The sequence below is a fragment of the Falsiroseomonas sp. genome, assembly GCF_051859025.1.
Lineage (GTDB): Bacteria > Pseudomonadota > Alphaproteobacteria > Acetobacterales > Acetobacteraceae > Falsiroseomonas.
The window spans coordinates 1-23,722 of record NZ_JBHYGL010000026.1 but is presented as its reverse complement, the minus strand read 5'-3'; the positions used below and the strand labels follow the sequence as shown (position 1 = coordinate 23,722).

The window sequence follows — 23,722 nt, the reverse complement described above, 5'->3', positions numbered from 1 at the left end:
GAGGATGACTGGCGCTGGCACATGTACGACACCGTGAAGGGGTCGGACTGGCTGGGTGACCAGGACGCGATCGAATACATGTGCCGGGAAGCCATTCCCGCGATCATCGAGCTTGAGCATTTCGGCGTGCCCTTCAGCCGCACCGAGGATGGCAAGATCTACCAGCGCCCCTTCGGCGGCCACATGCAGGATTACGGCAAGACGCCCGCGATGCGCGCCTGCGCCGCCGCGGACCGCACGGGCCACGCCATCCTGCACACGCTGTACCAGCAGGCGCTGAAGGCCAATTGCGAGTTCTTCGTCGAATACATCGCCCTCGACCTGATCATGGATGATGAGGGCGTGTGCCGCGGCGTGACCGCCTGGTGCCTGGAGGACGGTTCGCTGCACCGCTTCCGCGCGCAGTCCGTCGTGCTGGCGACAGGCGGCTATGGCCGCGCCTATTTCTCCTGTACCTCCGCCCATACTTGCACGGGCGATGGCGGCGGCATGGCGCTGCGCGCCGGCCTGCCGCTGCAGGACAATGAATTCGTCCAGTTCCACCCGACCGGCATCTACGGCTCCGGCTGCCTGGTGACGGAAGGCGCGCGCGGCGAGGGCGGCTACCTCACGAACAGCGAGGGCGAGCGCTTCATGGAGCGCTACGCGCCGACGGCGAAGGATCTGGCGTCCCGCGACGTCGTCTCCCGCGCCATGTCGGTGGAGATCCGGGAAGGCCGGGGCGTGGGCCCGCTGAAGGACCACATCCACCTGCACCTGGAACACCTGGGTGCCGACCTGCTGCATGAACGGCTGCCCGGCATTTCTGAAACCGCGAAGATCTTCGCCGGTGTGGATGTGACGAAGGAGCCGATCCCGATGCTCCCCACCGTCCACTACAACATGGGCGGCATTCCCACGAACATCCACACGGAAGTCCTGAACCCAACGGCCCAGGACCAGGATCGCGTGGTGCGCGGGCTGATGGCGGTGGGCGAGGCCGCCTGCGTCTCCGTCCATGGCGCCAACCGCCTCGGCACCAATTCGCTGCTCGACCTCGTGGTGTTCGGGCGCGCCGCGGCGCACCGGGCGGCCGAGACGATCAAGCCGGGCGCGACCCAGGCGCCGCTGCCGCCGGGCGCTGGCGAATCCTCCTTCGCCCGCTTCGACAAGATCCGCCACACCAAGGGGTCTTCCACCGTCTCCGACGTCCGCCTGCAGATGCAGCGGACGATGCAGGAGCACGCGGCGGTGTTCCGCACCACGGAACTGCTGGCCGAGGGCGTGAAGAAGATGAACAAGGTCGCGGCGGGCTACGAGGACATCAAGATCGCCGACCGCAGCCTGATCTGGAACAGCGACCTGCTGGAGGCGCTGGAGCTGGACAATTTGATCGGCAATGCGCTGACCACCGTGGTCGGCGCCGATGCCCGCAAGGAAAGCCGCGGCGCGCATGCGCATGAGGATTTCCCGGACCGCGACGACCAGAACTGGATGAAGCACACGCTCGCCTGGGTGGATGACAAGCGGAACGTCAAGCTCGACTACCGCGACGTGAAGATGCGCACGCTGACCAACGAAGTGCAGGTCTTCCCCCCCAAGGCCCGCGTGTACTAGGAGCCCGATGGATCATGGCGACCTTCACGCTGCCGAAGAATTCGACGATCTCGAAGGGCAAGCACTATCCCGCGCCGCATGGCGCGAAGAAGGTGCGGGCTTTCAAGATCTACCGCTGGAATCCGGATGACGGGGAAAACCCGCGGACGGATACCTATGACATCGACCTCGATGCCTGCGGGCCCATGGTTCTTGATGCCCTCATCAAGATCAAGAACGAGGTCGACACCACGCTGACCTTCCGGCGGTCCTGCCGGGAAGGCATCTGCGGCTCCTGCTCGATGAACATCGACGGGATGAACACGCTCGCCTGCCTCAAGCCGATCGAGGATGTGAAGGGCGACGTGCGGATCCATCCGCTGCCGCACATGCCGGTGGTGAAGGATCTGGTGCCCGACCTGTCCCAGATCTACGCGCAGCTCCGCAGCGTGGAGCCCTGGCTGAAGGCCGACACCCCCCCGCCGCCGGATGGGGAGCGCCTGCAGTCGAAGGATGAGCGCGCCAAGCTCGACGGGCTGTGGGAATGCATCCTGTGCTTCTGCTGCTCCACCGCCTGCCCCTCCTACTGGTGGAACGGCGACCGGTATCTCGGCCCGGCCGTGCTGCTGCAGGCCTATCGCTGGATCGCGGACAGCCGCGACGAGGCGACGGGTGAGCGGCTGGACGCGCTGGAGGATCCCTTCAAGCTCTACCGCTGCCACACCATCATGAACTGCGCCCGGACCTGCCCGAAGGGGCTGAACCCCGGCCAGGCGATCGGCGAGATCAAGAAGATGCTGGCCGAGCGCCAGGTCTGAACGACCACGCCCTGCACTGACGAAGGGGCCCGCCGGCGACGGCGGGCCCTTTCGTGTTTCAGCGCAAGTAGGGATCGAGCAGCGGCAGCGACAGCAGGGCGGAAGCAGCGATCATCGCGTAGCAGGCGCGGCGGAAGACGACGGGCGACATGACGGTGAACAACCGCGTGCCGACCCAGGTGCCGAAGGCGTAGGTCGGCGCCGCCACCAGCAGCGGGCCCAGCAGCGCCGCGGTGAACAGCCCCGCGATGGCGAAGCCGGCCGCGGTCAGGAAGCCGCTGGCGGCCAGGAACAGGTTAAACACGGCGCGAAGCTTCGCGGGTGGCAAATGCCGCCCCAGCAGCCAGGCCATCACCGGCGGCCCCGGCACCAGCGCGACGCCCGCCAGCACGCCGGCGACCGACCCCACGCCGACCGCGGCGCCCCGGTGCGGCGTGGCCGGGAAGCGCAGGCCGGAAGCCGCCAGCACCAGCAGCGCCAGGATCACCCCCGCCACCAGCCAGCGCAGCGCCAGCGGGTCCGCCAGCGCCAGCGCCGCGATGCCCAGCGGCAGGCCCAGCAGCACGCCCAGGCTGAGCCAGCCGACCTCCGCCTTGTCCGCCAGGCCCCAGGCACCGCGCAGCAGCAGGATCATCGGCACGAAGTCGATCACCAGCAGCAGCGGCGCCGCCAGGCGCGGCCCGATCGCGAAGGCGGCCAGCGGCATGAAGACCAGCGCGGCGCCGAAGCCGGAGAAGCCGCGGGCGATGCCGCTGGCCAGCGAAGCCAGCACCAGCGCCGCGAGCGGCATGCCTTCCGGCAGCGTCATGTTCGCCGGAACACCACCAGCAGGTTGTTGGCGGGCAGCGCCGTGACCGCCGGCGCCCCGAAGCCGGCGGCGGCGGCCAGCGCGGCGACCTCCTCCAGATGGCGGAGGCCCCAGGCGGGATCGCGGGCGCGCAGGCTGGCGTCGAATTCCTCGTTGCTCGGCGCGGTCGCCACGCCCTGCCGGCGATAGGGGCCATAGAGAATCAGGGTCCCGCCCGGCGGCAGGGCGCGGGTGGCGCCGCGCATCAGGCCCTCCGTCGCCGCCCAGGGGGCGATGTGGATCATGTTGATGCAGAGCACGGCATCGGCGGCGGCGATCGGCCAGGCCGCGCTGGCATCCATGGCGATGGGGGCTCGGACATTGCCGAGGCCCTGGCACCAGGCGGCGATGCTGGCGCGGTTCTCGGGGTCGAGGTCCGTCGGCTGCCAGTCCAGCGCCGGCAGGGCGGCGGCGAAATGCGCGACGTGCTCCCCCGTGCCGCTGGCCACTTCCAGCACCAGGCCGCGCGGCGGCAGCAGGGGGCGGAGTTCCGCCAGGATGGGGTCGCGGTTGCGCAACGTCGCGGGGGCGTATCGGCGGGGATCATCGCTCATCCCCCCGCCATCCGCCCATGGCGCTTTCGCGTCAACCGGCAACCGGGCAGGGCGTGCCCCGTTCCAGTCCCGGCGCCCCCATGGGCGACCAGGAGGAAACGCGATGACGCATCATGGCCCGCTGCACCAGGTGCAGGAACAGATGAGGGTGGTCGGCAGCGATGGGGAGGAGGTCGGCACGGTCGATCACCTCGATGGCGAGCGGATCAAGCTGACGCGGGATAACAGCGGGCAGCACCACTACCTCGGCGGCGACAGCGTCGCCTCGGTCGCCGACGGGCTGGTGCGGCTGTCCATGCCGGCGGCGCAGGCCAGGCGGCAATGGCAGGCGGAGGGGATGGACCAGGGCACGAACCCCGCCATGAACCCGGCGATGAACCCTGCCATGACCGGCGCCACCCAGGGCCAGCGCACCATGCTGGGCGCGGCGGAGGCCGGGCGCGGCGGCGGGCAACGGATGGGCCAAGGTGGGATGACCCAGAAGCAGGGCGACAAGCCGGTGGTCGGCGGCGAGGGCGGCGCGGATGACGCCACCGGCGGCACGGGGCCGACGCGCGACCCCATCTGACCGCCGGAACGACCTGTGGAACGACCGCGGCAACCGATTGCACTCCCCGGTCGTGCTGCGCCATGCTCCCGCATCCCGGTGGCCATCCGAAGAGCGCACCGGAAGGGAGAGATACATGGTCCGCACATCGCTCATGGCGGCCGGCTTCCTCGCCGCGCTGGCTACATTTCCGGCACTTGCCCAGGCCCCCGCGCCCGCCCCGGTACCGGGCTGGGCGGTCGGAAGGCCGGAGGGGTCCACCCTCGCCCCCCATGCCCCGCGCCTGACGGTGACGCCGCCGGACCAGGTGCCGGTGGCCGCGCTCCGCCTGCCGCCGGGGTTCCAGGCGGAACTCTATGCGCATGGCATCCCGGGCGCGCGGATGATGGCGGAAGGGCCGAACGGCACGATCTTCGCCGGGTCCCGCGCCATCGGGCGGGTCTATGCCGTCCGCCGCAACGCGGATGGCACGACGCGCACCAGCATCGTGGCGCAGGGCCTGGCCCAGCCCAACGGCCTGGTGATGATCGGCAACAGCCTGTTCGTCATCGCGGTCAACCGCGTGCTGCGCTACGACAACATCGAGGCCAACCTCGACAACATCCCGCAGCCCGTGGACCTGACCGCCGCCTTCGGCCTGCCGACGGAACAGGAGCACGCCGGCAACCACCACTGGAAATTCGCGTCGCTCGGCCCTGATGGGCGGATCTATACGAATGTCGGCGTGAACTGCAACGTGTGCGAAACGGATCGTGACAAGTTCGCGCTCCTCGTCTCCTTCAACCCCGATGGCAGCGACCGGCGGATCGAGGCGCGCGGCGTGCGCAACAGCGTCGGCATGGCGCACCACCCGGTCACGCGCGAACTCTGGGCCACCAATAATGGCCGCGACTGGGCGGGGAATGACTGGCCGAACGACACGCTGCATCGGGTGCGCCGCAGCGGGGAGGATCACGGCTTCCCCTTCTGCTCCGCCGGCAGCGCGGACCCGCAATTCAATGCGGGCCGGGCCTGCAGCGAATTCGTGCAGCCCGCGGCGCTGCTCGGACCGCATACCGCGGCACTCGGCATGCGCTTCTACACGGGCACGATGTTCCCGGAGCAGTACCGCAACCAGATCTTCATCGCCCGCCGCGGGTCCTGGAACCGGGAAAGGCTGTCGGGCTTCGACATCGCGGTGGCGCATCTGGACGCGCAGGGCAATGTGACGCGGCTGGAGGAATTCATGACCGGGCTGCGTGACGACGCCAACCAGCGCTTCCTCGGCCGTCCGGTGGATGTGCAGGTGGCGCGCGATGGCGCGCTGCTGGTGGCGGATGAGCAGATGGGTGCGATCTATCGCATCACCTATCGCCAGTGACCCTGGCGAGACTTCTGGCGGCGGCCTTCCTGGCCGCCGCCTTTCCCCTGACCGCCCTACCCATAACTGCCCAGGCCGCGGATGCCGCCCGGGGCGCCACGCTGGCGGCGCAGAATTGCGCGAACTGCCACGGCGCCAATGGCCGCAGCCAGGTGCCGGGCGTGCCGTCCCTGGCGGGGCAGCCCGCGGATTTCATCACCGTGCAGATGATCCTGCTGCGGGAGGGTATCCGCCAGGCGCCGGCGATGAACCCCTTCGCGCAGGGGGTGCCGGACCGGGATATCGAGGATCTGGCCGCCTTCTTCGCCAGCCTGCCCCCCGGCCCGCCGGATGACCGCGCGCCGAGGGATGAGGCGCTGTTCGCCGCCGGCCAGGCGCTGACCGGGCCGCGGCACTGCGCCACCTGCCATGTCGCCGACTATGGGGGCCGGGCGCAGATCCCCCGCGTGGCGGCGCAGCGGGAGGAATACCTGGTGCATGCCATGACGGAGTATCGCGACGGCCGCCGCTCCGGGGTGGATACGCAGATGAACTCCGCCGTGATCGGCCTCAGCAACGCCCATATCGCGGCGCTGGCGCATTTCCTGGCGCATCTTGATTGAAGGCCCGGGTGCCCTTGGGCACCCGGGTATCCAGGCTCATGCCAGGCGGCGATCCGTCACGCGGACCGCGCTGCGGGTGCCGGTGCGCGCACCCAGCACCGCCGCGACGGCGCCAAGCAGCATGGCGGCGAAGATCCAGTAGGCCCCGACCGCCGCGCCATTGGCCGCCGCATCGGCCGCGGCGCGCGCGCGCGCCTCGGCTTCCTGCGCCACGCGGGTGGCTTCCGCCTCCAGGCGTTCGACGCGGGTGCGGGCTTCCTCCGGCGCCACGCCGTATTCGGCGGCGACAAGCTGCGCCAGGCGGTCCCGCGCGCCCGGGTCGGCAGTGCCGCTGGTGACGCGGTTGCCGATGATCTGCGCCATTTCAGCGCGGCGCTGGTCGCTGTTCATCGCCGCGGGGTCGCCGCCGGTCTGCAGGCCGGTCTGCAGCCTTTCGGCCATGGCGCGCGGATCGATGGTCGAAGCGGCGGGGGCGACGGCGGCAATCGCCTCCCCGGCCCCCTGGCCCAGGCCCTGGGCGGCGCTGCCGACCATGCGGCTGATGCCGCCGGCCGCGCCGGCCGCGGCATTGCCCAGCAGCACGGCGGAGATCAGGAAGCCGATGGCCCAGACGGACAGGCCATGCAGCACGCCGTCCGTGTCATCCGCCGTGCCCGACAGCCGCGCCGCGACATAGCCGCCGACGGCCAGGCCGATGAGGTTGGCGACCAGCAGCCAGATGCCACCGGCGATGCCGAAGGTGCCGGCCGACGGCGTCTCCCCCATCGTCACGGGATCGATCGTGGTGGCGCCGATGGCGAGGCCCAGCACGTTGAACATGGCGCCGACGGCAACGGCGACGACGCCGCCGGCGATGACGGCGCCCCAGGAAATGCGGCTGGGCAGGGCGGGTGCGCCTTCCGGCGCGATGCCTCCGGTCATGCCCTGGCCGGTCATACCTTGGGCGGTGGCGACATGGGTCTGCATGGAAATATCCCCTCGGCTGAAATGCCGCCCTCGCAACGCGGGCTGGCGGGGGAGGTTCGGGGCAGGCTTCGCCCTGCGAAGGTTGTTCCGCAGATTGTGGGCGCGGGAGCCGGATTTTTTCCCGCCGGAAACTTGCGGTGCCGGCCTTCCAGGTTCACACCGCCGCATTCCCGCCATGTCCCCCGGGAAGAGTGAGCTGCGATGCAGGTTTATCTGCCGATCGCCGAGATGTCGGTTGATGCCCTGCTGCTGCTGGGCATCGGCTTTGGCGTGGGCTGGCTCTCGGGCCTGTTCGGCGTCGGTGGCGGCTTCCTGCTGACGCCAATCCTGATCCTGATCGGCATCCCCGCCCCCGTCGCGGTCGGTTCGGGCGCGAACCAGACGCTGGGTGCCTCCGTGTCGGGGCTGATGGCGCAGTGGCGGCGCGGCAATGTCGATGTCCGCATGGGGACCGTGCTGCTGGTGGGCGGCTTCGCGGGGTCTATCCTCGGCGTGCAGCTGTTTGCCTGGCTGAGGCGGGCGGGACAGGTCGATCTGGCGGTCGCGATCTTCTACGTCGTGGTGCTGGGCACCGTCGGCGCGCTGATGGTGCGGGAAAGCCTGACCGCCATCCTGCGGCGGCGCCGCGCGCGGCCACGGCGGCTGCACGAGCATTTCTGGATGCACGGGCTGCCGCTGAAGATGCGGTTCCGGAAGTCCCGCCTCTACATCTCCGTCATCCCGCCGCTGCTGATCGGCTTCGCCATCGGCCTGCTCTCCGCCGTCATGGGCGTGGGCGGCGGCTTCATGCTGGTGCCGGCGATGATCTATCTGCTCGGCATGCCGACGGCCGTCGTCATCGGCACGTCGCTGTTCCAGGTCGTCTTCGTCACCGCCAATGTCACCTTCCTGCAGGCCATCCAGGTCGGCAGCGTCGATATCGTGCTGACCTTGCTGCTGCTGGCCGGCGGCGTGGTGGGCGCGCAGATCGGCGCCGCCATGGGCACGAAGCTGCGGGGGGAGGAGACGCGCGCGCTGCTGGGCGCGCTGGTGCTCTCCGTCGCGCTGGCGCTGCTGTGGGACCTGCTGCGGGTGCCGGAGCAGCTTTTCGTCATCGGCCCCGCGCCGTGAGGCGCGTGCTTGTTCCGGGCACCGTGAGGCGCGTGCTTGTCCCGGGCGCCGTGAGGCGCGTGCTGGCGCTGCTGCTGATCCTGGCCTTTCCCGCCACGGCGCAGGTGCCCTCGCCGCCGCCTGCAGCCCCCCCGACCCTCGCGCCGCCCGCCCTCGCCGCCCAGCTTTCCGTCTCCACCATTGAGGTGACGACCGCCTTCACGGGTGGCGAGATCCTGGTCTTTGGCGCCACCGAACGCCTGATCGGCGCGCAAGGCGATGAGGTGGTGGTGCTGGCGACGGGCCCGACCACCTCCCTCGTCGTCCGGCAGAAGGTTGAGATGCTGGGCGCCTGGATCAACGGCCCCGCGGCCCGGTTCAACCGGGTGCCGACCTATTGGGCACTGGCCTCCACCAGCCCCGTGGCGACCCTGCTGGATGGGGTGGAGCGGCAGGACCTTCGCCTCGGGCTCGACCTGCTGCCGCTGGTGCAACTGGGCGCGCGGGGGCCGCAATTCCGCGCGGCGCTGGCCAGCCTCAAGCAGGATGCGGGGCTCTGGGTGGACCAGGTGAAGCCGGTGGAGGTCTCCGGCGGCCGGCTGTTCCATGCCAGGCTGCCGCTGCCGGCGACGGTGCAGACGGGCCCCTATCAGATCCAGGTGATGCTGGTGCGGGAAGGCCGCGTGGTGGCGCGGCAGGAATTGCGCATGGATGTGGTGCGCAGCGGCACGGCGGCCTGGATCGCCGACGTCGCGCGCGGCCAGCCCGTGCTGTATGGCTTGGCCTGCATCCTGCTGGCGGCCTTCGCCGGCTGGGTCGGCAGCGTGCTGTTCCGGAGGGGCTGATGCCGGATGATCTGACGGATGAGACGGCGGCGGCGGCGAAGGCGCGGCGCGACCGCGTCTTCCTGGTGGTGGTGGATGACAGCCCCGAACGCGGCGTGGCGCTGCGCTACGCCTCCCTGCGCACCAAGAAATCCGGCGGCCGCGTGGCGCTGCTGCGGGTGGTGGAACCCGCCGGCCAGGTGGAATGGGCCGGCGTCGGCGCGCTGATGGCCGAGGAACGGCGGGAGGAGGCGGAGAAGCTGCTCTCCGTCCTGGCGGCGGAGGTGCATGACATCACCGGCGGCCTGCCCATCCTGCTGATCCGGGAAGGGGAGCCGCGCGACGAATTGCTGGCGCTGCTGGAGGAAGACCCCCGCATCTCCATCCTGGTGCTGGCGAGTTCGACGGCCGGATCGGGCCCCGGCCCGCTGATCGCGGCGCTGACCGGGCGCTACGCCGCCAAGCTGCCGGTGCCGATGACCATCGTGCCGGGCGCGCTGAGCGATGCGGAACTGGAACGCGTGACGTGAAGGCCATGCCCGCGCCATCGGGCTGCCGTTGCGCCGGGCGGTAAAACGGACCACATAGGTCGGGTATCGCCAGTCAAGCGCGGAAGCCAGTCCCGATGTTCATCGAAACCGAAAGCACGCCGAACCCGGCCACCCTCAAGTTCATCCCAGGCCGGGATGTCATGGGCGGCCGCGGCACCGCCGACTTCACCGCGGTGGCGGAGGCCGATGGCCGTTCGCCGCTGGCCGCGCGGATCTTCGCCGTCGGCGATGTCGCCCGCGTCTTCCTGGGCAATGACTTCGTCACCGTGACGAAGATCGAGGATGCGGATTGGCAGCTGCTCAAGCCCCGCGTGCTCGGTGCGGTCATGGAGCACTATCTGGCCGGGCTTCCCACCATGGAAGGCGAGGACGAAGCCGCGGAGGCCGAGGATTTCGAGGCCGAGGACGGCGAGATCGTCGCCCAGATCAAGGAATTGCTCGACACCCGCGTGCGCCCGGCCGTGGCCGCGGATGGCGGGGACATCGTCTTCCGTGGCTTCCGCGAAGGCATCGTCCGGCTGCGGATGCAGGGCGCCTGCAGCGGCTGCCCCTCCTCCCGCGCCACCTTGAAGCACGGGGTGGAGACGATGCTGCGCCACTACGTGCCGGAAGTGGTGCGGGTGGAGCAGGTGGAAGCCTGACGACCCGGGGCTGAGGGGGGCGGATTGGCCGGCGCGCCGCGCCGGCCTATCTCATCCCGGCAGAGACCTGCCGGAGCCGCCTTGCATGAACGACCAAGCCCCCGCCGTCGCCGCCAGCCCGGAAGCCGCGCCGCCGCGCGGGCTGGATGACCAGGCGCTGGACCTCCTGTTCCGGGAAGCGCGCACCCATTACGCGTGGCAGGACCGGCCGGTGCCGGAGGCGAAGCTGGAGGAGATGTACAACCTCCTCCGCATGGGGCCCACCAGCGCCAATTGCAGCCCGGCGCGCTTCGTCTTCATCCGGACGTCGGAAGGCAAGGCGCGGCTGAAGCAGGTGCTCTCCCCCGGCAATGTCGAGAAGACGATGAAGGCGCCGGTGGTCTGCATCGTGGCGCATGACCAGGCCTTCTACGACAAGCTGGGCTTCCTGTTCCCGGGCGCGGAGCTGCGCGGCTGGTACGCCGACAACCCCGCTTTGGCGGATGCGACGGCGCTGCGCAACGGCACGCTGCAGGGCGCCTACCTCATCATGGCGGCACGGGCCGTCGGGCTGGATGTCGCGCCGATGAGCGGCTTCGACAACTACCAGCTGGACAATCTGTTCTTCTCCGGCACCCGGTGGAAGTCGAACTTCCTGGTGGCGCTGGGGCATGGCGAGCCCAGCGCACTGCCAGCGCGGGGGCCTCGGCTGAGCTTCGACGAGGCCTGCCGCTTCGAGTAGCAGGGGTGGGGGGCCGGTTTCGCGGCCCCCCATCCCGACATCACGCCGCCTGGGCGCGCCCCGCAGCCGGGTCCAGCCGGTACCCGCCGCCTTCGGTCACCAGCAGCCGGGCGTTGGACGGATCCGGCTCGATCTTCTGGCGCAGGCGGTAGATGTGGGTCTCCAGCGTGTGGGTCGTCACCGCGCTGTTGTAGCCCCAGACCTCGTTCAGCAGGATCTGCCGCCCGACCGGCCGCCCGCCGGCGCGGTAGAGGTACTTCAGGATCGCCGCCTCCTTCTCCGTCAGCCGGATCTTCCGGTTCCGCGCGGCTTCCAGCAGAAGCTTGGCGGAGGGGCGGAAGGTGTAGGGGCCGACGGTGAAGACCGCGTCCTCGCTGTTGTCGAAGACGCGAAGCTGGGCGCGCAGCCGCGCCATCAGCTCGCTGACCCGGAAGGGCTTGGCGATGTAGTCGTTGGCCCCGGAATCGAGGCCGCGGACGATGTCCTGTTCGCCATCGGCGCCGGTCAGCATCAGGATCGGCATGCGCAGGCCCTGCTTGCGAAGACGCGCGCAGAGTTCCCGCCCGTCACCGTCCGGCAGGCCGATATCGAGGACGATGGCATCGAAGCGCGCATCATCCGCCGCCAGCCTGGCCGCGGCTTCGGCGGCCGTGGCGGCCTCCGACGCAACGAATTCACCGTCATGAGCCAATTGTTCCGCCAGCGTCTGCCGGAGGGCTTCGTCGTCGTCCACGACGAGGATGGGGCGTGGACCGGCCATGGTAGCTCCCGTATCTGTGAGGCGCCTTCACAACGGGCGCGGTGCGCATCGGTTTCACGCAGCCGTGCCTGAATCTCGCGAATTCGGGACGCGACACGCGATCTGCTCGTCCCAATCTTGCCCGAGGCGTCATGCGGGGAGCAAGCCTCGTGACCATTACGTCACGATCACCCTCGCTTGACGGGCAGAACGTTTTTCTTGGGGTACCGCCCCCTCCCAAACGCCTTCCGCACGCCACATTCGGGCGCGCCAATGGGCGAGTACCGGAACGCCAGATGATGAAAACCACTGCTCCCCTCGCATCACAGATGCGCGATCACGGCGTCGGCCCGAATGCCGGGCCAGAATCCGGCGATGCGCAGGTGGCGGCACTGCGGGCCGTGCACCGGGTTGCCAGCGAATTGCGCCGGGGCACGCCGGTGCTGGTGCGCGGGCCGGAAGGTGCCATCGTGATCGCGGCGGCGGAGACGGTGTCCGCCCGCGGCCTGTCGGACATCGCTACCGCCGCGATCGGCCCTGCCCTGCTGCTGCTGGCGCCCGTCCGCGCGGCCGCGGTGCTGCAGCGCCCGGTGCCGCAGGCGCTGGCCGCGGCCAATGCCGGGTCGCCGCCCGAAATGGGCGTGGTGGCGCTGCGCCTGCCCCCCGGCCTGATGGACCCCGCCGCGCTGAAAAGCCTGGCCGACCCCACCGCCGAACGCCTGCTGCCGGTGGAGCCCGAGCGCGCCACCCTGCCGCCGCACGCCCTGGCCGCCATCGGCCTGGCCAAGCTGGCGCGGCTGCTGCCCGCCCTGGTCGCCGCCCCGGCGACGGAGGCCGCTTCCCTCCGGGCCGGCCTGCTGGCGGTCGATGCCGCCGATATCCTGTCCTACCCCACCGGCGCCGCCCTGACCCTGGCCCGCGTGGCGGAGGCGCGCGTACCGCTGGAGGATGCGCCGGAGGCCCGGATCGTCGCCTTCCGCGCCGCCGATGGCGGGATCGAACACTTGGCCATCCTGGTCGGCCAGCCGGAAGCGGCGCTCGCCGCCGGCACGGCGCCGCTGGCCCGCATCCATTCCGAATGCTTCACCGGTGACCTGCTGGGCAGCCTGCGCTGCGATTGCGGGCCGCAGCTGCGCGGCGCCATCGCGCGGATGGCGAAGGACCCGGCGGGCGGCGTTCTGCTGTATCTCGCGCAGGAAGGCCGCGGCATCGGCCTGGTGAACAAGCTCCGCGCCTATGCGCTGCAGGATACGGGGCTCGACACGCTCGATGCCAACCGGGCGCTGGGCTATGGCGCGGATGAGCGGAATTTCTGGGTGGCGGCCGAAATGCTGCGCGCGGTCGGCATCGGCCGGGTGCGGCTGCTGACCAACAACCCCGACAAGCTGGCGGGCCTCGCGGCCTGCGGCATCGGGGTGGAGGGGCGGGAAGCGCATCAGTTCGAGGCCAATGGCGTGAACGACGCCTACCTCGAAACCAAGGCGCGGCGCTTCGGGCATCTGCTGGCCTGATGACCTCGGATACCGGCTATGCCCGCGTCCAGCCCCAGGGCGATGGGAAGCGGGGCCTGTTCATCCTCGATGGGCTGGTGCTGCGCTGCGCGCTCGGCAAGGGCGGCGTCCTTCCGGCGGTGGCGAAGCGGGAGGGGGATGGCGCGACGCCCGCGGCGGTGATGCCGCTTCGCCGCGTACTGTATCGCGCCGATCGTGGCGCCCCGCCACGCTGCGCCGTGCCGGTGGAACCGCTGTCGCCGACCGATGGCTGGTGCGACGATGCCGGCGACCGCGCCTATAACCGCCCCGTCCAGCTGCCCTTCGACGGGTCGCATGAGCGGCTGTGGCGCGATGATGCGATCTATGACGTGATCGGCGTGCTGGGCTGGAACGACGCGCCGGTGGAACGCGGCCGTGGCAGCGCCATCTTTCTGCATCTGGCGCGCGAGGATTTCTCCCCGACCGAGGGCTGCCTTGCCCTGGCCCCGCGCGACCTCCGCGCCGTGCTGGCGGCGGGGCTGCGCGGGATCACGGTGCTGGAGGGCTGAGCCTCAGGCCTTCCGGCGCCGGAGGCTGCGAAGCGCCTCCCGCAGATCGAGCCCGCCCAGCAGCTGCGCCGCGCCGAAATAGGTGACCAGCCCCGCGCCGATCAGCAGCGCGAGGCCCCCGAAGCGCGCCAGCCCGTGTTCCAACGGGAAGATCGCGGCCTGCAGCGCCAGCAGCACGGCGGACATGACCAGCGCGGCGGCGACCAGCCGCGGCACCGCGCGCCGCAGCCGCCGGTCCAGCACCAGCCGGCGGCGGCGCACCAGCAGCCAGCCCAGCACCAGCACATTCACCCAGGAAGCGAGCGAGGTCGCGAGCGCGATGCCGACATGGCTGAGATAGCGCGTCAGCACGAGGTTCAGCGCCAGGTTCAGCGCCACGACGAAGATCGCGACCTTCACCGGCGTCGCGGTATCGCCCCGGGCGAAGAAGCCGGGCGTCAGCGCCTTCACCAGCACGAAGGCCGGCAACCCCGCGGCATAGGCGATTAGTGCCATGGAGGTCGCGGCCGTGGCCGCCGCGTCGAAGGCGCCGCGTTCGAACAGCGTGCCGATGATGGGCCTGGCGACGCAGGCCATGGCGAAGGCCGCGGGCAGCGCGAAGGCCAGCGTCAGCTCGATGGCCCGGTTCTGGCTACGATGGGCGGCCAGCGCCTTGCCGGTGCGCAGCTGCCGGGACAGCAGCGGCAGCAGCGCGGTGCCCACCGCGGCCCCGATGACACCCAGCGGCAATTGGCTGATCCGGTCGGCGTAGTAGAGGAAACTGACCGCCCCCGCCGGCAGCAGCGACGCGATGATGATGCCGATGGCGAGGTTCAGCTGCGTCACCCCCGCGCCGACCAGCCCCGGGCCCATCCGCCGCAGCACGCCGCGCACCTCCGGCGTCAGCCGCGGGCGTGACAGCGGGTTGATCACCATCCCCGCCACCCGCGCTGCCACGATCAGCATCAGCAGCTGCACCAGGCCCGAGGCCACCACGCCCCAGGCCAGCGCATGGGCCGGCGTCGCGACATAGGGCGTCAGCCCCAGCAGCGCCGCCATGGAGATCAGGTTGAACAGCACCGGCGCCGCCGCCGCCGCCGCGAAGCGGTCCATGCCGTTCAGCACGCCCGACACCAGCGCGGCCAGGCAGATGAACAGCAGGTAGGGGAAGGTGATGCGCGTGAGTTCCACGGCCAGCGGGAAGCGCACCGCCTCCCCCACGAAACCCGGCGCCAGGACGAACAGGAGCTGCGGCATGAAGATGATGCCGATGGCGACCAGGCCACTGAGCGACAACGTCATCAGCCCCGCCAGCGAATTGGCCAGCGCCCGCGCCTTGGCCGGCCCGTCCAGCGCATAGGCGCCGGCGAAGGCGGGGACGAAGGCGGCGTTGAAGGCGCCCTCCCCGAACAGCTGCCGAAACAAATTGGGCAGGCGGAGCGCCACGAAGAAGGCATCGCCGATCGGCCCGGCGCCCAGGCGGGCGGCGATCAGCATGTCCCGCGCGAAGCCGAGGATGCGGCTCGCCATGGTCCAGCCGCCGACGGTGAAGATGCTGCGGAGCATGGGGCCGGTGTAGTCCGGAAGACCGGGGCGGGGAACCGCGCGAGGCGGATGGTTCATGCGCCGTTATCGTCGCGGGCCTTGAGGCCACCCATGCCAAGCGATCGCGCCCGGACCGCGCGCTGGCCGGCGTGCTGGGCGTCATCGGCTGGGACCCCGCGATGATCCGCAGCCTCGGCCCCCTCACCATCGCCATCGCCGCCCCCGCCATGCCGGGGGTGGATGCGGCGCGCCTTCGCCGCGACAGCGGTGCCTTCATCGTGCTTGCCGCCATCGGCCGGGCCGCCTGCGCGGCCCGGATCGCCTCAGAGCGGATCGCTTGAACCCGGATCGCCCGAACACGGAGCTCGCTTCCATGAACCTCGACCAGCTGCGCCGCGACACCGCGCGGATCCTGCTCTCCGCCCTATGGCTGATGGTGCCGGGCCTCATGCTGGTAGCCTCGCTGGGCGGCGGCGGCGCTGCTGGCGGCCCAGGCGGGGGTTGCGCATCCCGCTGCCCGCCCGGTCATCGCGGTGGCGCTGATGGTGCAGGTCTCCGTCCTGGTCTGGGTCGCGCCGGTCGCCCTCCGGCTCGACATGCCCATGGCCTATTTCGCGGGGCTGGCGGTGGTGGCGGGGCTGGTGGACCGGCGGGCCATCATCTTCGCGACCCTGACCGTGGCGCTGCACCGCACGGTGCTGAACGAATTGGCGCCGATGATCGTCTTCGGGGGGGAAGGCACGCTGCTGCGGGCGGCCGTCCATGCCGGCATCCTGGTGGCGGAAGCCGCCGCGCTGATCGCCCTGGTCGGCAGGTTGCAGACTGCCTTCGCCAACGCCGGCGCGGCGCTGGAGGATGCGGAAGCGGCGCGGACGGCGGAGAAGGCCGAGGTTGCCCGGCGGCTGGAACGTGACGCCGCCGCGGCGGCGGAAGCCAGGGTCGGCCGCCATGCCCTGGCCGAGCAGGTCGAAACCCAGGTCGGCGGCGTGGCGGGGGATGTGGTGTCCGCCGCCGCCGCGGGGATGCAGACCGTGGCCGGTGCCGCGCAGGTCGCGGGCCGCGCCTCCACCCAGGCGCGGGAGACGGATGCGCTGGTGAACGGCCTGGCGGAGGGCGCGGCGCGCATCGGCCAGGTCGTGCGCCTCATCAGCGACATCGCCGGGCAGACCAACCTCCTCGCCCTCAATGCCACGATCGAGGCCGCGCGCGCCGGGGAGGCCGGCAAGGGATCTGCCGTGGTTGCCGGTGAAGTGAAGGCGCTGGCGGCGCAGACGGCCAAGGCGACGGAGGAGATCGGCCAGCAGGTCTCCGCCATCCAGGCCTCCACCGCCGAAGCCGTGAAGGCCATCCGCGGCATCGCCGATGTGGTGGGGGACATGGATGCGGTCTCCGGCGCCATCGCCGCCGCCGTGGAACAGCAGGGTGCCGGGACGCGGGAGATCGCGGGCACCGCGACCCGCGTGGCCAGCAGCACCGAAGCCGCTGCCCAGGCGGTTGCCCAGCCGGAGAAGGCGATCGGCACCACCGGCGCGGCCGTCGCATCGCTGGAGGAGACGGCCCGGCGCCTGGACCAGGGCGCGGCCGCACTGCGCCAGATGCTCGGCGCCACCGTGCAGGGGCTGCGCGCGGCGTGACGCATGGACCGGGGGGTTCGCCCCCCGGTGCTTGCGTGGGGGCATCGGGACGCCTAGGTGGTGGGCGCGTTTCGAACGCCTCCCCTTCCCGATCCGCCACCCCTACTGGCCAGTTGGGCCTGAGATCCAGATCACCACCGACATGAGCGACAAGCAGGATACCCCCACCCCGGCCGACACCGCGGCCGAGGCCACCGCCGCGACCGAGGGCGCCGCCAACGCGGCGGCCCAGCCCACCGACGCGGAGCGCATCGCGGCGCTGGAAGCCGAATTGTCCCAGATGCGCGACAAGTGGCTGCGCGCGGAAGCCGACAACGCCAACCTCCGCGCCCGCGCGAAGCGGGAGGCGGAGGATGCGCGGCTCTACGCCGTGCAGAAATTCGCCCGCGACGTGGTGGAGACGGCGGAGAACCTCCGCCGCGGCCTCGACAGCCTGCCGCCGGCGGCGGAGGACGAGGCCGAGCTCCTCGCCAAGCTGCGCGGGGGGTTCGAGGGCGTCGAGCGTGGCTTCGTCACGATGCTGGAACGCCACGGCGTGCAGAAGCTGGACGCGAAGGGCCAGCCCTTCGACCCAGAATTCCACCAGGCGATGGCGGAACAGCCGGCGCCGGAAGGCGTGGAGCCCGGCACCGTCATCCAGGCCTGGACGCCGGCCTGGACGCTGCATGGCCGCCTGCTGAAGCCCGCCATGGTGGTGGTGGCGGGCAAGTAGCCTGGCCACCCCGCGTGACATCGCGCCGGCCGACCTGCCGGCGCTGAACGCGTTGAACAACGCCCATGCGGCGGCTGTGAACGCACTGTCCGCCGCTGATTTCGCGGCGCTGGCGGCGGTTGCCCTCAGCGCGCGGATGATCGAGGGCGCGGATGGCGCCCCGGCGGCCTTCCTGCTGGCGCTGAGCCACGAGACACCAGCGCAGGGCCCGAACCACGGCTGGTTCCTCCAGCACTTCCCCGCCTTCGCCTATATCGACCGGGTGGTGGTGGCGCAGCAGGCGCAGGGCCAGGGGCTGGGCCGGGCGCTCTACGCGGACCTCCGCGAACAGGCCCGGGCAGCAGGGCTGGCGATCCTGGCCTGCGAGGTCAACCTCGACCCGCCCAACCCAGGCAGCATGGCTTTCCACGAGAGGCTGGGGTTCCGGCCGGCGGGGGAAGCGACGGATCCGCGGAACGGGAAGCGGGTTCGGTACCTCACGGCAGGTCTCTAGGGCCTGTGGACATTTGGCCCGGGATGCGATCGGCGAGTGGATTTTCGTGCCTGGCAGGCGGGGGCGGGGCGGCGATGGGGTTCCATCGTCGCCCTGACCCCAACGCCCCAGGCGCGGAAAGACGCCGCCGAGCGCGCCCGCAGCCAAGTGTCCACAGGCCCTATACCGCCGCAGGGGGAGCGCTGCTCCCCCCGCCCCCCCCACGCCAGGGTCGAGACGACCCTGGACCGTCTTCAGTCAGGGTGCGGCCTTCCGGCGGTTGCGGCGCATGCGGACCCAGACCAGGCCCGCCACCACCGGCACCAGCGCCGCCAGCAGCATGTCCGCCTTGAACCCGCCCAGCGGCAGCGGCTTCAACGCATAACCCGCCAGCGACAGCACGTAATACGAAATGCCGGCGACGGAGAGACCCTCCACCGTCTCCTGCAGCCGCAGCTGCGCCCGGCCCGTATCGGCCATGGCACCCAGCAATTGCTGCGTCTGCGCCTCCTGCGCCACGGCGACACGGGCGCGGAGCAGATCCACCGCGCGGCCGCAACGGACGGAGAGGTTGGCGATGCGCGTGCCCGTCGCCTCCACCGTCGCCACGGCGGGGTCGAGGCGACGCTCCAGATATTCCGTCAGCGTCGGCAACCCATGCAGCCGCGTCTCCCGCAGCGATTGCAGGCGGCGGCCGACGAGCGCGTGATAGGCGCGCGTGCCGCTGAACCGGTCCGCCGTCTCTGCCGCCAAACGCTCGATCGTGGTGGCGAGGTCGGTCAACTCCTCCAGCGCCGCCCGTTCCTCATCCAGCTTGTCGAGGCCAGGGAGGCGGGCGGTCAGCGCGGCCAGCCCCGCAGAGGCGCGGGCCAGTTCGGCGGAACAGGCGCGGGCCTGGGGCAGCGCCAGCAGCGCCAGCAGCCGGTAGGTCTCCACCTCCCACACCGCCTGGGCCAGGCGGCCGGCCAGCGCGGCGGTCATGCCGTGGTCCTGCAGCAGGATGCGGGTGAAGCCATCCGCGCCGGGGCGGAAATCCGTCCAGGCCGTGGCGGCGCCGGCGGACAGGCTGGAACCCGCCAGGTTGTCCGGCACGAAGCAGCCGGGCGGCGGCGGCTCATCCTCCCCGGCCGTGCGGGGCACGGCGATATGGGCGGCCACCAGCGCCCGGCCCGGCAGTTCCGCCAGCCAATCCGTGGGCACGGCCTCGATCGCCGTATCCTCGAAGGGGTCGGGGGCGCCGGCATCGGGGCCGGGGCGCAGGAAGGTCCAGCCATCGAATTCGGTGTGGCGTTCGTAGCGCAGCGTGAAGCGGCCGAAATCCGCCATCACGAAATCGGCGCCGGCCGCGGGCGGCGTCACGCCATAGCGGCGGCACAGCGTCTCCAGGTGGCGGATCGCGGCGCCGCGGTCGGCCCCCGCTTCGCGCAGCATGGCGAGCCGGCTGATGGTGACGGGGGTGGCGAGCGGCAGGGCCGGGCGGGCATGAAGCTCGCCGGCCAGGAGGTCGCGGTCGGGATGCAGGGGGAGGGTCTGGATCATTGGCCCCCGCAATCTACACAAGGCGGGGCAGCGCCGGAACGAGATAAGCGTCCCCCGCGCCACAGCCGGACCACCGCGCCGCAACTTCAGCGCGCAAAGCCTGAGTCCTGGGCTTCACCCCCTTGCCCGGGGCCACTGCGATGAATATGTCACGCTCATCCACACACCCACATCCGGCAGGGGCCGGGCGCGGTGCCTTCAGGGGCCGCACCCTCGCCGCCGCAAGAGGAGCCAAATCGGATGAGCAAGGTCATCGGTATCGACCTCGGTACCACCAATTCCTGCGTCGCCATCATGGAAGGCAAGGACGTCCGCGTCATCGAGAATGCGGAGGGCGCGCGCACCACGCCGTCCATGGTCGCCTTCGCCAAGAACGGTGAGCGTCTGGTCGGGCAGAGCGCCAAGCGCCAGGCCGTGACCAACCCGACCAACACCCTCTATGCCGTCAAGCGCCTGATTGGCCGTCGCTTCGACGACCCGATGGTGTCGAAGGACAAGGGCCTGGTGCCCTATTCCATCGCCCGCGCGCCGAATGGCGATGCCTGGGTCGAGGTGGAGGGCAAGACCTACGCGCCGCAGCAGATCAGCGCCAACATCCTGACCAAGATGAAGGAGACGGCCGAGGCCTATCTCGGCGAGAAGGTGACGCAGGCCGTCATCACCGTCCCCGCCTACTTCAACGACGCCCAGCGCCAGGCGACCAAGGAAGCCGGCTCCATCGCGGGCCTTGAAGTGCTGCGCATCATCAATGAGCCGACGGCCGCCGCGCTGGCCTATGGCATGGACCAGAAGAAGGGCGGCACCATCGCGGTCTACGACCTCGGCGGCGGCACCTTCGACGTCTCGGTCCTCGAGATCGGCGACGGCGTCTTCGAGGTGAAGTCCACCAACGGCGACACCTTCCTGGGTGGCGAGGATTTCGACGCGCGCATCATCGACTACCTGGCCGATGAGTTCCGCAAGGAACAGGGCATCGACCTGCGCGGCGACAAGCTTGCCCTGCAGCGCCTGAAGGAAGCGGCCGAGAAGGCGAAGATCGAGCTTTCGTCGTCCAAGCAGACCGAGGTGAACCTGCCCTTCATCACCGCCGATGCCTCCGGGCCGAAGCACCTGGTGATGCAGATGACGCGGGCGAAGCTGGAAAGCCTGGTCGATGACCTGATCCAGAAGACGCTCGAGCCCTGCAAGATGGCGCTGAAGGATGCGGGCCTGACCGCCGGGGAGATCGACGAGGTCATCCTGGTCGGCGGCATGACGCGCATGCCGAAGGTCATCGAGATCGTGAAGCAGTTCTTCGGCAAGGAACCCGCCCGCAACGTCAACCCGGACGAGGTCGTCGCCATCGGCGCCGCCATCCAGGGCGGCGTGCTGAAGGGCGACGTCAAGGACGTCCTGCTGCTCGACGTGACCCCGCTGAGCCTGGGCATCGAGACGCTGGGCGGCGTGTTCACCCGCCTGATCGAGCGCAACACCACCATCCCCACCAAGAAGTCGCAGGTCTTCTCCACGGCCGATGACAACCAGTCCGCGGTGACCATTAAGGTCTTCCAGGGCGAGCGGGAGATGGCGGCGGACAACAAGCTGCTCGGCCAGTTCGACCTGACCGGCCTGCCCCCGGCGCCGCGCGGCGTGCCGCAGGTGGAAGTGACCTTCGATATCGACGCGAACGGCATCGTCTCCGTCAGCGCGAAGGACAAGGCCACCGGCAAGGAACAGCAGGTCCGCATCCAGGCGAAGTCCGGCCTGTCCGACAACGACATCGAGCGGATGGTGCGGGAGGCCGAGGCCAATGCCGATGCCGACAAGAAGCGGCGTGAGGCGGTGGAAGCGCGCAACGGGCTCGATGCCCTCGTGCACTCCACGGAGAAGACGCTGAAAGAAAGCGGCGACAAGGTCCCGGCCAATGAGAAGGCCGAGGTCGAAGCCGCGATCGCCACCGCGCGCAGCGCGATGGAAGGGCAGGATCTGGAGGCGATCAAGGCCGCCAATGACAGCCTCTCCCAGGTCGCGATGAAGATGGGCGAGTCGCTCTACAAGGCGCAGGCCGCGGCGGGCGATGCGGCCGGCGCGGCTGGCGGTGGCCAGGGCGCACCGGGCGGCAACCCGAACGACAAGGTGGTGGACGCCGAGTTCGAGGAAGTGGACCCGAAGAAGAAGAAGCCCTCGTAAGGCCGAGGCTTCCGGATCGACCGGTCTCCGGCGCGCCCGGCTTCCGAAAGGGGGTCGGGCGTTGCCTTGTTGAAACAGGCTTGTTGAACACGCTGCCCTGCGGGGATCACCCCCGGGCGGGTCAGCCAGCGTGAGGACTTGGGGCCCCATGGCCAAGCGCGACTATTACGAGGTCCTGGGCGCCGCCCGGGACGCGAGCGAGGAGGACCTGAAGAAGGCCTACCGCAAGCTCGCCATGCAGTACCACCCCGACCGCAACCAGGGGGACAAGACCGCCGAGGGCAAGTTCAAGGAATTGAACGAAGCCTATGACGTGCTGAAGGACGCCGAGAAGCGCGCCGCCTATGACCGCTATGGCCATGCCGCCTTCGAACAGGGTGGCTTCGGCGGGGGCGGCGGTGGTGGTGGTGCCGGCGGCAACCCCTTCGGCGGCGCCTTCGAGGACATCTTCGAGGAGATGTTCGGCGGCCTCGGCGGCCGTGGCCGCGGCGGGCGTGGCCCCGTGGGCCGTGGCGCGGACCTCCGCCAGCAGGTGGAAGTCACGATGGAGGAGGCCTTCGCGGGCGCGAAGAAGACCATCCGCGTCCCGTCCTCCGTGGTCTGCGAGGCCTGCAAGGGCACCGGCAGCGAAGGCCCGGCGGCCCAGGCGGCACAGACCTGCCCGACCTGCCAGGGTGCGGGCAAGGTGCGCGCGCAGCAGGGCTTCTTCCTCATCGAGCGCACCTGCCCGACCTGCTCCGGCTCCGGCCGCATCATCAAGAACCCCTGCAAGGTCTGCGGTGGCCAGGGCCGCACCCAGCGGGACCGCACGTTGGCCGTGACCATCCCGGCGGGGGTGGAGGACGGCACGCGCATCCGGCTTTCCGGGGAAGGCGAGGCCGGGCTGCGCGGCGCGCCGGCGGGCGACCTTTATGTCGATGTCGGCGTGAAGACGCACCCGATCTTCCAGCGGGACGGCGCCAACATCTTCGTTCGTGTCCCCCTGCGGATGACACAGGCGGCGCTGGGCGGCGGCGTGGAGGTGCCCGTCATTGATGGCGGGCGCGCCCGCGTGACGATCCCGGCCGGCACCCAGACAGGCGACCAGTTCCGGCTGCGGGGCAAGGGCTTCTCCGTGCTGCGATCCGCGGCGCGGGGGGACATGTATGTCCAGGTGGCGGTGGAGACCCCGCAGAACCTCTCGAAGCGGCAGCAGGAGCTGCTCGCCGAGTTCGAGAAGGAATGCGAGAAGACCGGCCGTTCAAGCCCGGAATCGGAGGGATTCTTCGCCAAGGTGAAGGAATTCTGGGACGGGCTGAAATAGGCTTTTTCCTGACACCTGCGTGACCACGCCGCCGGGCTGCAACCCCGGCGGTGCGGCCCCGTTGAGACCCCGACCGCCGCATCCCCCCATCGGCGGTCCAGGCAGGCGGCGGCGCGGTCTCAGGTCCCACCCGCGTCGCCGCCCGCCCCCCCCACCGATCCTCCCCCCACCGATCCTCCCACGTCATCGCAGGAACCGCACTTAGGCGCTTGACCCGGCGCCATGGAATGCGGAAGGGATCGGGCATGCGCTTCGCCCGTCCCGCTGTCCTGTCGGTGCTGCTGGTCGCCCTGTCCGGGGGCGTCGCGTTGCCACAATCCAGCATCGCGCCGGGCCAAGGCACGCTGGCACCGCCACGGCCCGTGCAGGCGACGCCGCCTGCCGCGCCGCCACCTGCTGCCAGCGCGCCCGCCCCCAGCCAGCCCGCCGCCCGCCCGCCGGCGCAGCCGCCCCGCCCGCCCCAGCAGGGCCAGGCCACACCGCCGCGCCCGCCC

Annotated in this window: 25 protein-coding genes; 19 read left to right on the top strand and 6 right to left on the bottom strand. The window is 70.8% G+C overall.

Annotation, left to right across the window (positions count from 1 at the left end):
• Together sdhA and ACTIE5_RS20510 are read left to right on the top strand one after the other, a co-directional pair.
• On the top strand, nucleotides 1–1,596 hold a 1,596-nt coding region (sdhA, locus tag ACTIE5_RS20515), incomplete at its 5' end, for a succinate dehydrogenase flavoprotein subunit (RefSeq protein ID WP_439551582.1).
• A gap of 14 nt (nucleotides 1,597–1,610) precedes the next feature.
• On the top strand, nucleotides 1,611–2,393 hold the full coding sequence (locus ACTIE5_RS20510) for a succinate dehydrogenase iron-sulfur subunit (protein ID WP_439551581.1): 783 nt from the start codon (nucleotides 1,611–1,613) through the stop codon (nucleotides 2,391–2,393).
• A 58-nt stretch (nucleotides 2,394–2,451) separates the two neighbouring features.
• Here ACTIE5_RS20510 and ACTIE5_RS20505 read toward each other — a convergent pair whose 3' ends face one another.
• Both ACTIE5_RS20505 and ACTIE5_RS20500 read right to left on the bottom strand, forming a co-directional pair.
• Nucleotides 2,452–3,201 (bottom strand): sulfite exporter TauE/SafE family protein, encoded by a 750-nt coding sequence (locus ACTIE5_RS20505; RefSeq protein WP_439551580.1) that lies wholly within the window; start codon nucleotides 3,199–3,201, stop codon nucleotides 2,452–2,454.
• Nucleotides 3,198–3,794, bottom strand: coding sequence for a DUF938 domain-containing protein (locus ACTIE5_RS20500; protein ID WP_439551579.1), 597 nt, complete (start codon nucleotides 3,792–3,794; stop codon nucleotides 3,198–3,200). The genes ACTIE5_RS20505 and ACTIE5_RS20500 overlap by 4 nt, the downstream gene beginning before the upstream one ends.
• 103 nt (nucleotides 3,795–3,897) lie before the next feature.
• Here ACTIE5_RS20500 and ACTIE5_RS20495 point away from each other — a divergent pair, with 103 nt between their 5' ends.
• The 3 genes from ACTIE5_RS20495 (at nucleotide 3,898) to ACTIE5_RS20485 (ending at nucleotide 6,303) form a co-directional block, all read left to right on the top strand.
• The gene (locus ACTIE5_RS20495) at nucleotides 3,898–4,362 is read left to right on the top strand and encodes a DUF2171 domain-containing protein (protein ID WP_439551578.1); all 465 of its coding nucleotides are present in this window, start codon (nucleotides 3,898–3,900) and stop codon (nucleotides 4,360–4,362) included.
• A 115-nt stretch (nucleotides 4,363–4,477) separates the two neighbouring features.
• Nucleotides 4,478–5,701 carry a PQQ-dependent sugar dehydrogenase gene (locus ACTIE5_RS20490; RefSeq protein WP_439551577.1) on the top strand — a complete coding sequence of 408 codons (1,224 nt, stop codon included), beginning with the start codon at nucleotides 4,478–4,480 and terminating at the stop codon, nucleotides 5,699–5,701.
• Nucleotides 5,698–6,303, top strand: coding sequence for a c-type cytochrome (locus tag ACTIE5_RS20485; RefSeq protein ID WP_439551576.1), 606 nt, complete (start codon nucleotides 5,698–5,700; stop codon nucleotides 6,301–6,303). Before ACTIE5_RS20490 ends, ACTIE5_RS20485 begins: the two co-directional genes overlap by 4 nt.
• A gap of 36 nt (nucleotides 6,304–6,339) precedes the next feature.
• Here ACTIE5_RS20485 and ACTIE5_RS20480 read toward each other — a convergent pair whose 3' ends face one another.
• Nucleotides 6,340–7,269, bottom strand: a complete 930-nt coding sequence (locus tag ACTIE5_RS20480) for a hypothetical protein (RefSeq protein WP_439551575.1) — start codon at nucleotides 7,267–7,269, stop codon at nucleotides 6,340–6,342.
• Nucleotides 7,270–7,470: 201 nt separating this feature from the next.
• Here ACTIE5_RS20480 and ACTIE5_RS20475 point away from each other — a divergent pair, with 201 nt between their 5' ends.
• From ACTIE5_RS20475 to ACTIE5_RS20455, 5 genes are all read left to right on the top strand, one after another.
• Nucleotides 7,471–8,379, top strand: a complete 909-nt coding sequence (locus ACTIE5_RS20475; RefSeq protein ID WP_439551574.1) for a sulfite exporter TauE/SafE family protein — start codon at nucleotides 7,471–7,473, stop codon at nucleotides 8,377–8,379.
• A 23-nt stretch (nucleotides 8,380–8,402) separates the two neighbouring features.
• Nucleotides 8,403–9,203 carry a TIGR02186 family protein gene (locus tag ACTIE5_RS20470; RefSeq protein WP_439551573.1) on the top strand — a complete coding sequence of 267 codons (801 nt, stop codon included), beginning with the start codon at nucleotides 8,403–8,405 and terminating at the stop codon, nucleotides 9,201–9,203.
• Complete coding sequence (locus ACTIE5_RS20465; protein WP_439551572.1) at nucleotides 9,203–9,712, top strand: universal stress protein; 510 nt, start codon at nucleotides 9,203–9,205, stop codon at nucleotides 9,710–9,712. Before ACTIE5_RS20470 ends, ACTIE5_RS20465 begins: the two co-directional genes overlap by 1 nt.
• 95 nt (nucleotides 9,713–9,807) lie before the next feature.
• Nucleotides 9,808–10,374 carry a NifU family protein gene (locus tag ACTIE5_RS20460; RefSeq protein WP_439551571.1) on the top strand — a complete coding sequence of 189 codons (567 nt, stop codon included), beginning with the start codon at nucleotides 9,808–9,810 and terminating at the stop codon, nucleotides 10,372–10,374.
• 85 nt (nucleotides 10,375–10,459) lie between these two features.
• Complete coding sequence (locus ACTIE5_RS20455; RefSeq protein WP_439551570.1) at nucleotides 10,460–11,095, top strand: malonic semialdehyde reductase; 636 nt, start codon at nucleotides 10,460–10,462, stop codon at nucleotides 11,093–11,095.
• A 40-nt stretch (nucleotides 11,096–11,135) separates the two neighbouring features.
• Here ACTIE5_RS20455 and ACTIE5_RS20450 read toward each other — a convergent pair whose 3' ends face one another.
• Nucleotides 11,136–11,855, bottom strand: coding sequence for a response regulator transcription factor (locus ACTIE5_RS20450; RefSeq protein ID WP_439551569.1), 720 nt, complete (start codon nucleotides 11,853–11,855; stop codon nucleotides 11,136–11,138).
• Between the two features lie 308 nt (nucleotides 11,856–12,163).
• Here ACTIE5_RS20450 and ACTIE5_RS20445 point away from each other — a divergent pair, with 308 nt between their 5' ends.
• Nucleotides 12,164–13,345, top strand: coding sequence for a GTP cyclohydrolase II (locus tag ACTIE5_RS20445; protein WP_439551568.1), 1,182 nt, complete (start codon nucleotides 12,164–12,166; stop codon nucleotides 13,343–13,345).
• A complete protein-coding gene (locus tag ACTIE5_RS20440) occupies nucleotides 13,345–13,875 on the top strand; it encodes a L,D-transpeptidase family protein (RefSeq protein WP_439551567.1) in 531 nt (176 codons plus the stop codon). The genes ACTIE5_RS20445 and ACTIE5_RS20440 overlap by 1 nt, the downstream gene beginning before the upstream one ends.
• 3 nt (nucleotides 13,876–13,878) lie before the next feature.
• Here the strand turns inward: ACTIE5_RS20440 and murJ are convergent, their stop codons facing one another.
• Entirely contained in the window at nucleotides 13,879–15,477 is a 1,599-nt protein-coding gene (gene murJ / locus ACTIE5_RS20435; protein WP_439551566.1) for a murein biosynthesis integral membrane protein MurJ, read from the bottom strand.
• Nucleotides 15,478–15,548: 71 nt separating this feature from the next.
• Between murJ and ACTIE5_RS20430 the strand changes: the two genes are divergently transcribed.
• The 4 genes from ACTIE5_RS20430 (at nucleotide 15,549) to ACTIE5_RS20415 (ending at nucleotide 18,238) form a co-directional block, all read left to right on the top strand.
• Entirely contained in the window at nucleotides 15,549–15,740 is a 192-nt protein-coding gene (locus tag ACTIE5_RS20430; protein ID WP_439551565.1) for a hypothetical protein, read from the top strand.
• Nucleotides 15,741–15,941: 201 nt separating this feature from the next.
• Nucleotides 15,942–17,033, top strand: coding sequence for a methyl-accepting chemotaxis protein (locus tag ACTIE5_RS20425; RefSeq protein WP_439551564.1), 1,092 nt, complete (start codon nucleotides 15,942–15,944; stop codon nucleotides 17,031–17,033).
• Nucleotides 17,034–17,175: 142 nt separating this feature from the next.
• Nucleotides 17,176–17,745, top strand: a complete 570-nt coding sequence (locus ACTIE5_RS20420; RefSeq protein WP_439551563.1) for a nucleotide exchange factor GrpE — start codon at nucleotides 17,176–17,178, stop codon at nucleotides 17,743–17,745.
• Between the two features lie 76 nt (nucleotides 17,746–17,821).
• Complete coding sequence (locus tag ACTIE5_RS20415) at nucleotides 17,822–18,238, top strand: GNAT family N-acetyltransferase (protein WP_439551562.1); 417 nt, start codon at nucleotides 17,822–17,824, stop codon at nucleotides 18,236–18,238.
• 237 nt (nucleotides 18,239–18,475) lie between these two features.
• Here ACTIE5_RS20415 and ACTIE5_RS20410 read toward each other — a convergent pair whose 3' ends face one another.
• On the bottom strand, nucleotides 18,476–19,756 hold the full coding sequence (locus ACTIE5_RS20410; protein WP_439551561.1) for a DUF3422 family protein: 1,281 nt from the start codon (nucleotides 19,754–19,756) through the stop codon (nucleotides 18,476–18,478).
• Nucleotides 19,757–19,996: 240 nt separating this feature from the next.
• Here ACTIE5_RS20410 and dnaK point away from each other — a divergent pair, with 240 nt between their 5' ends.
• The 3 genes from dnaK to ACTIE5_RS20395 all read left to right on the top strand — a co-directional run.
• Nucleotides 19,997–21,925 carry a molecular chaperone DnaK gene (dnaK, locus tag ACTIE5_RS20405; RefSeq protein WP_439551560.1) on the top strand — a complete coding sequence of 643 codons (1,929 nt, stop codon included), beginning with the start codon at nucleotides 19,997–19,999 and terminating at the stop codon, nucleotides 21,923–21,925.
• Nucleotides 21,926–22,073: 148 nt separating this feature from the next.
• Nucleotides 22,074–23,228, top strand: coding sequence for a molecular chaperone DnaJ (gene dnaJ, locus ACTIE5_RS20400; RefSeq protein ID WP_439551559.1), 1,155 nt, complete (start codon nucleotides 22,074–22,076; stop codon nucleotides 23,226–23,228).
• A 245-nt stretch (nucleotides 23,229–23,473) separates the two neighbouring features.
• Nucleotides 23,474–23,722: hypothetical protein (locus ACTIE5_RS20395; RefSeq protein WP_439551558.1), on the top strand; the 249-nt coding region annotated here is incomplete at its 3' end.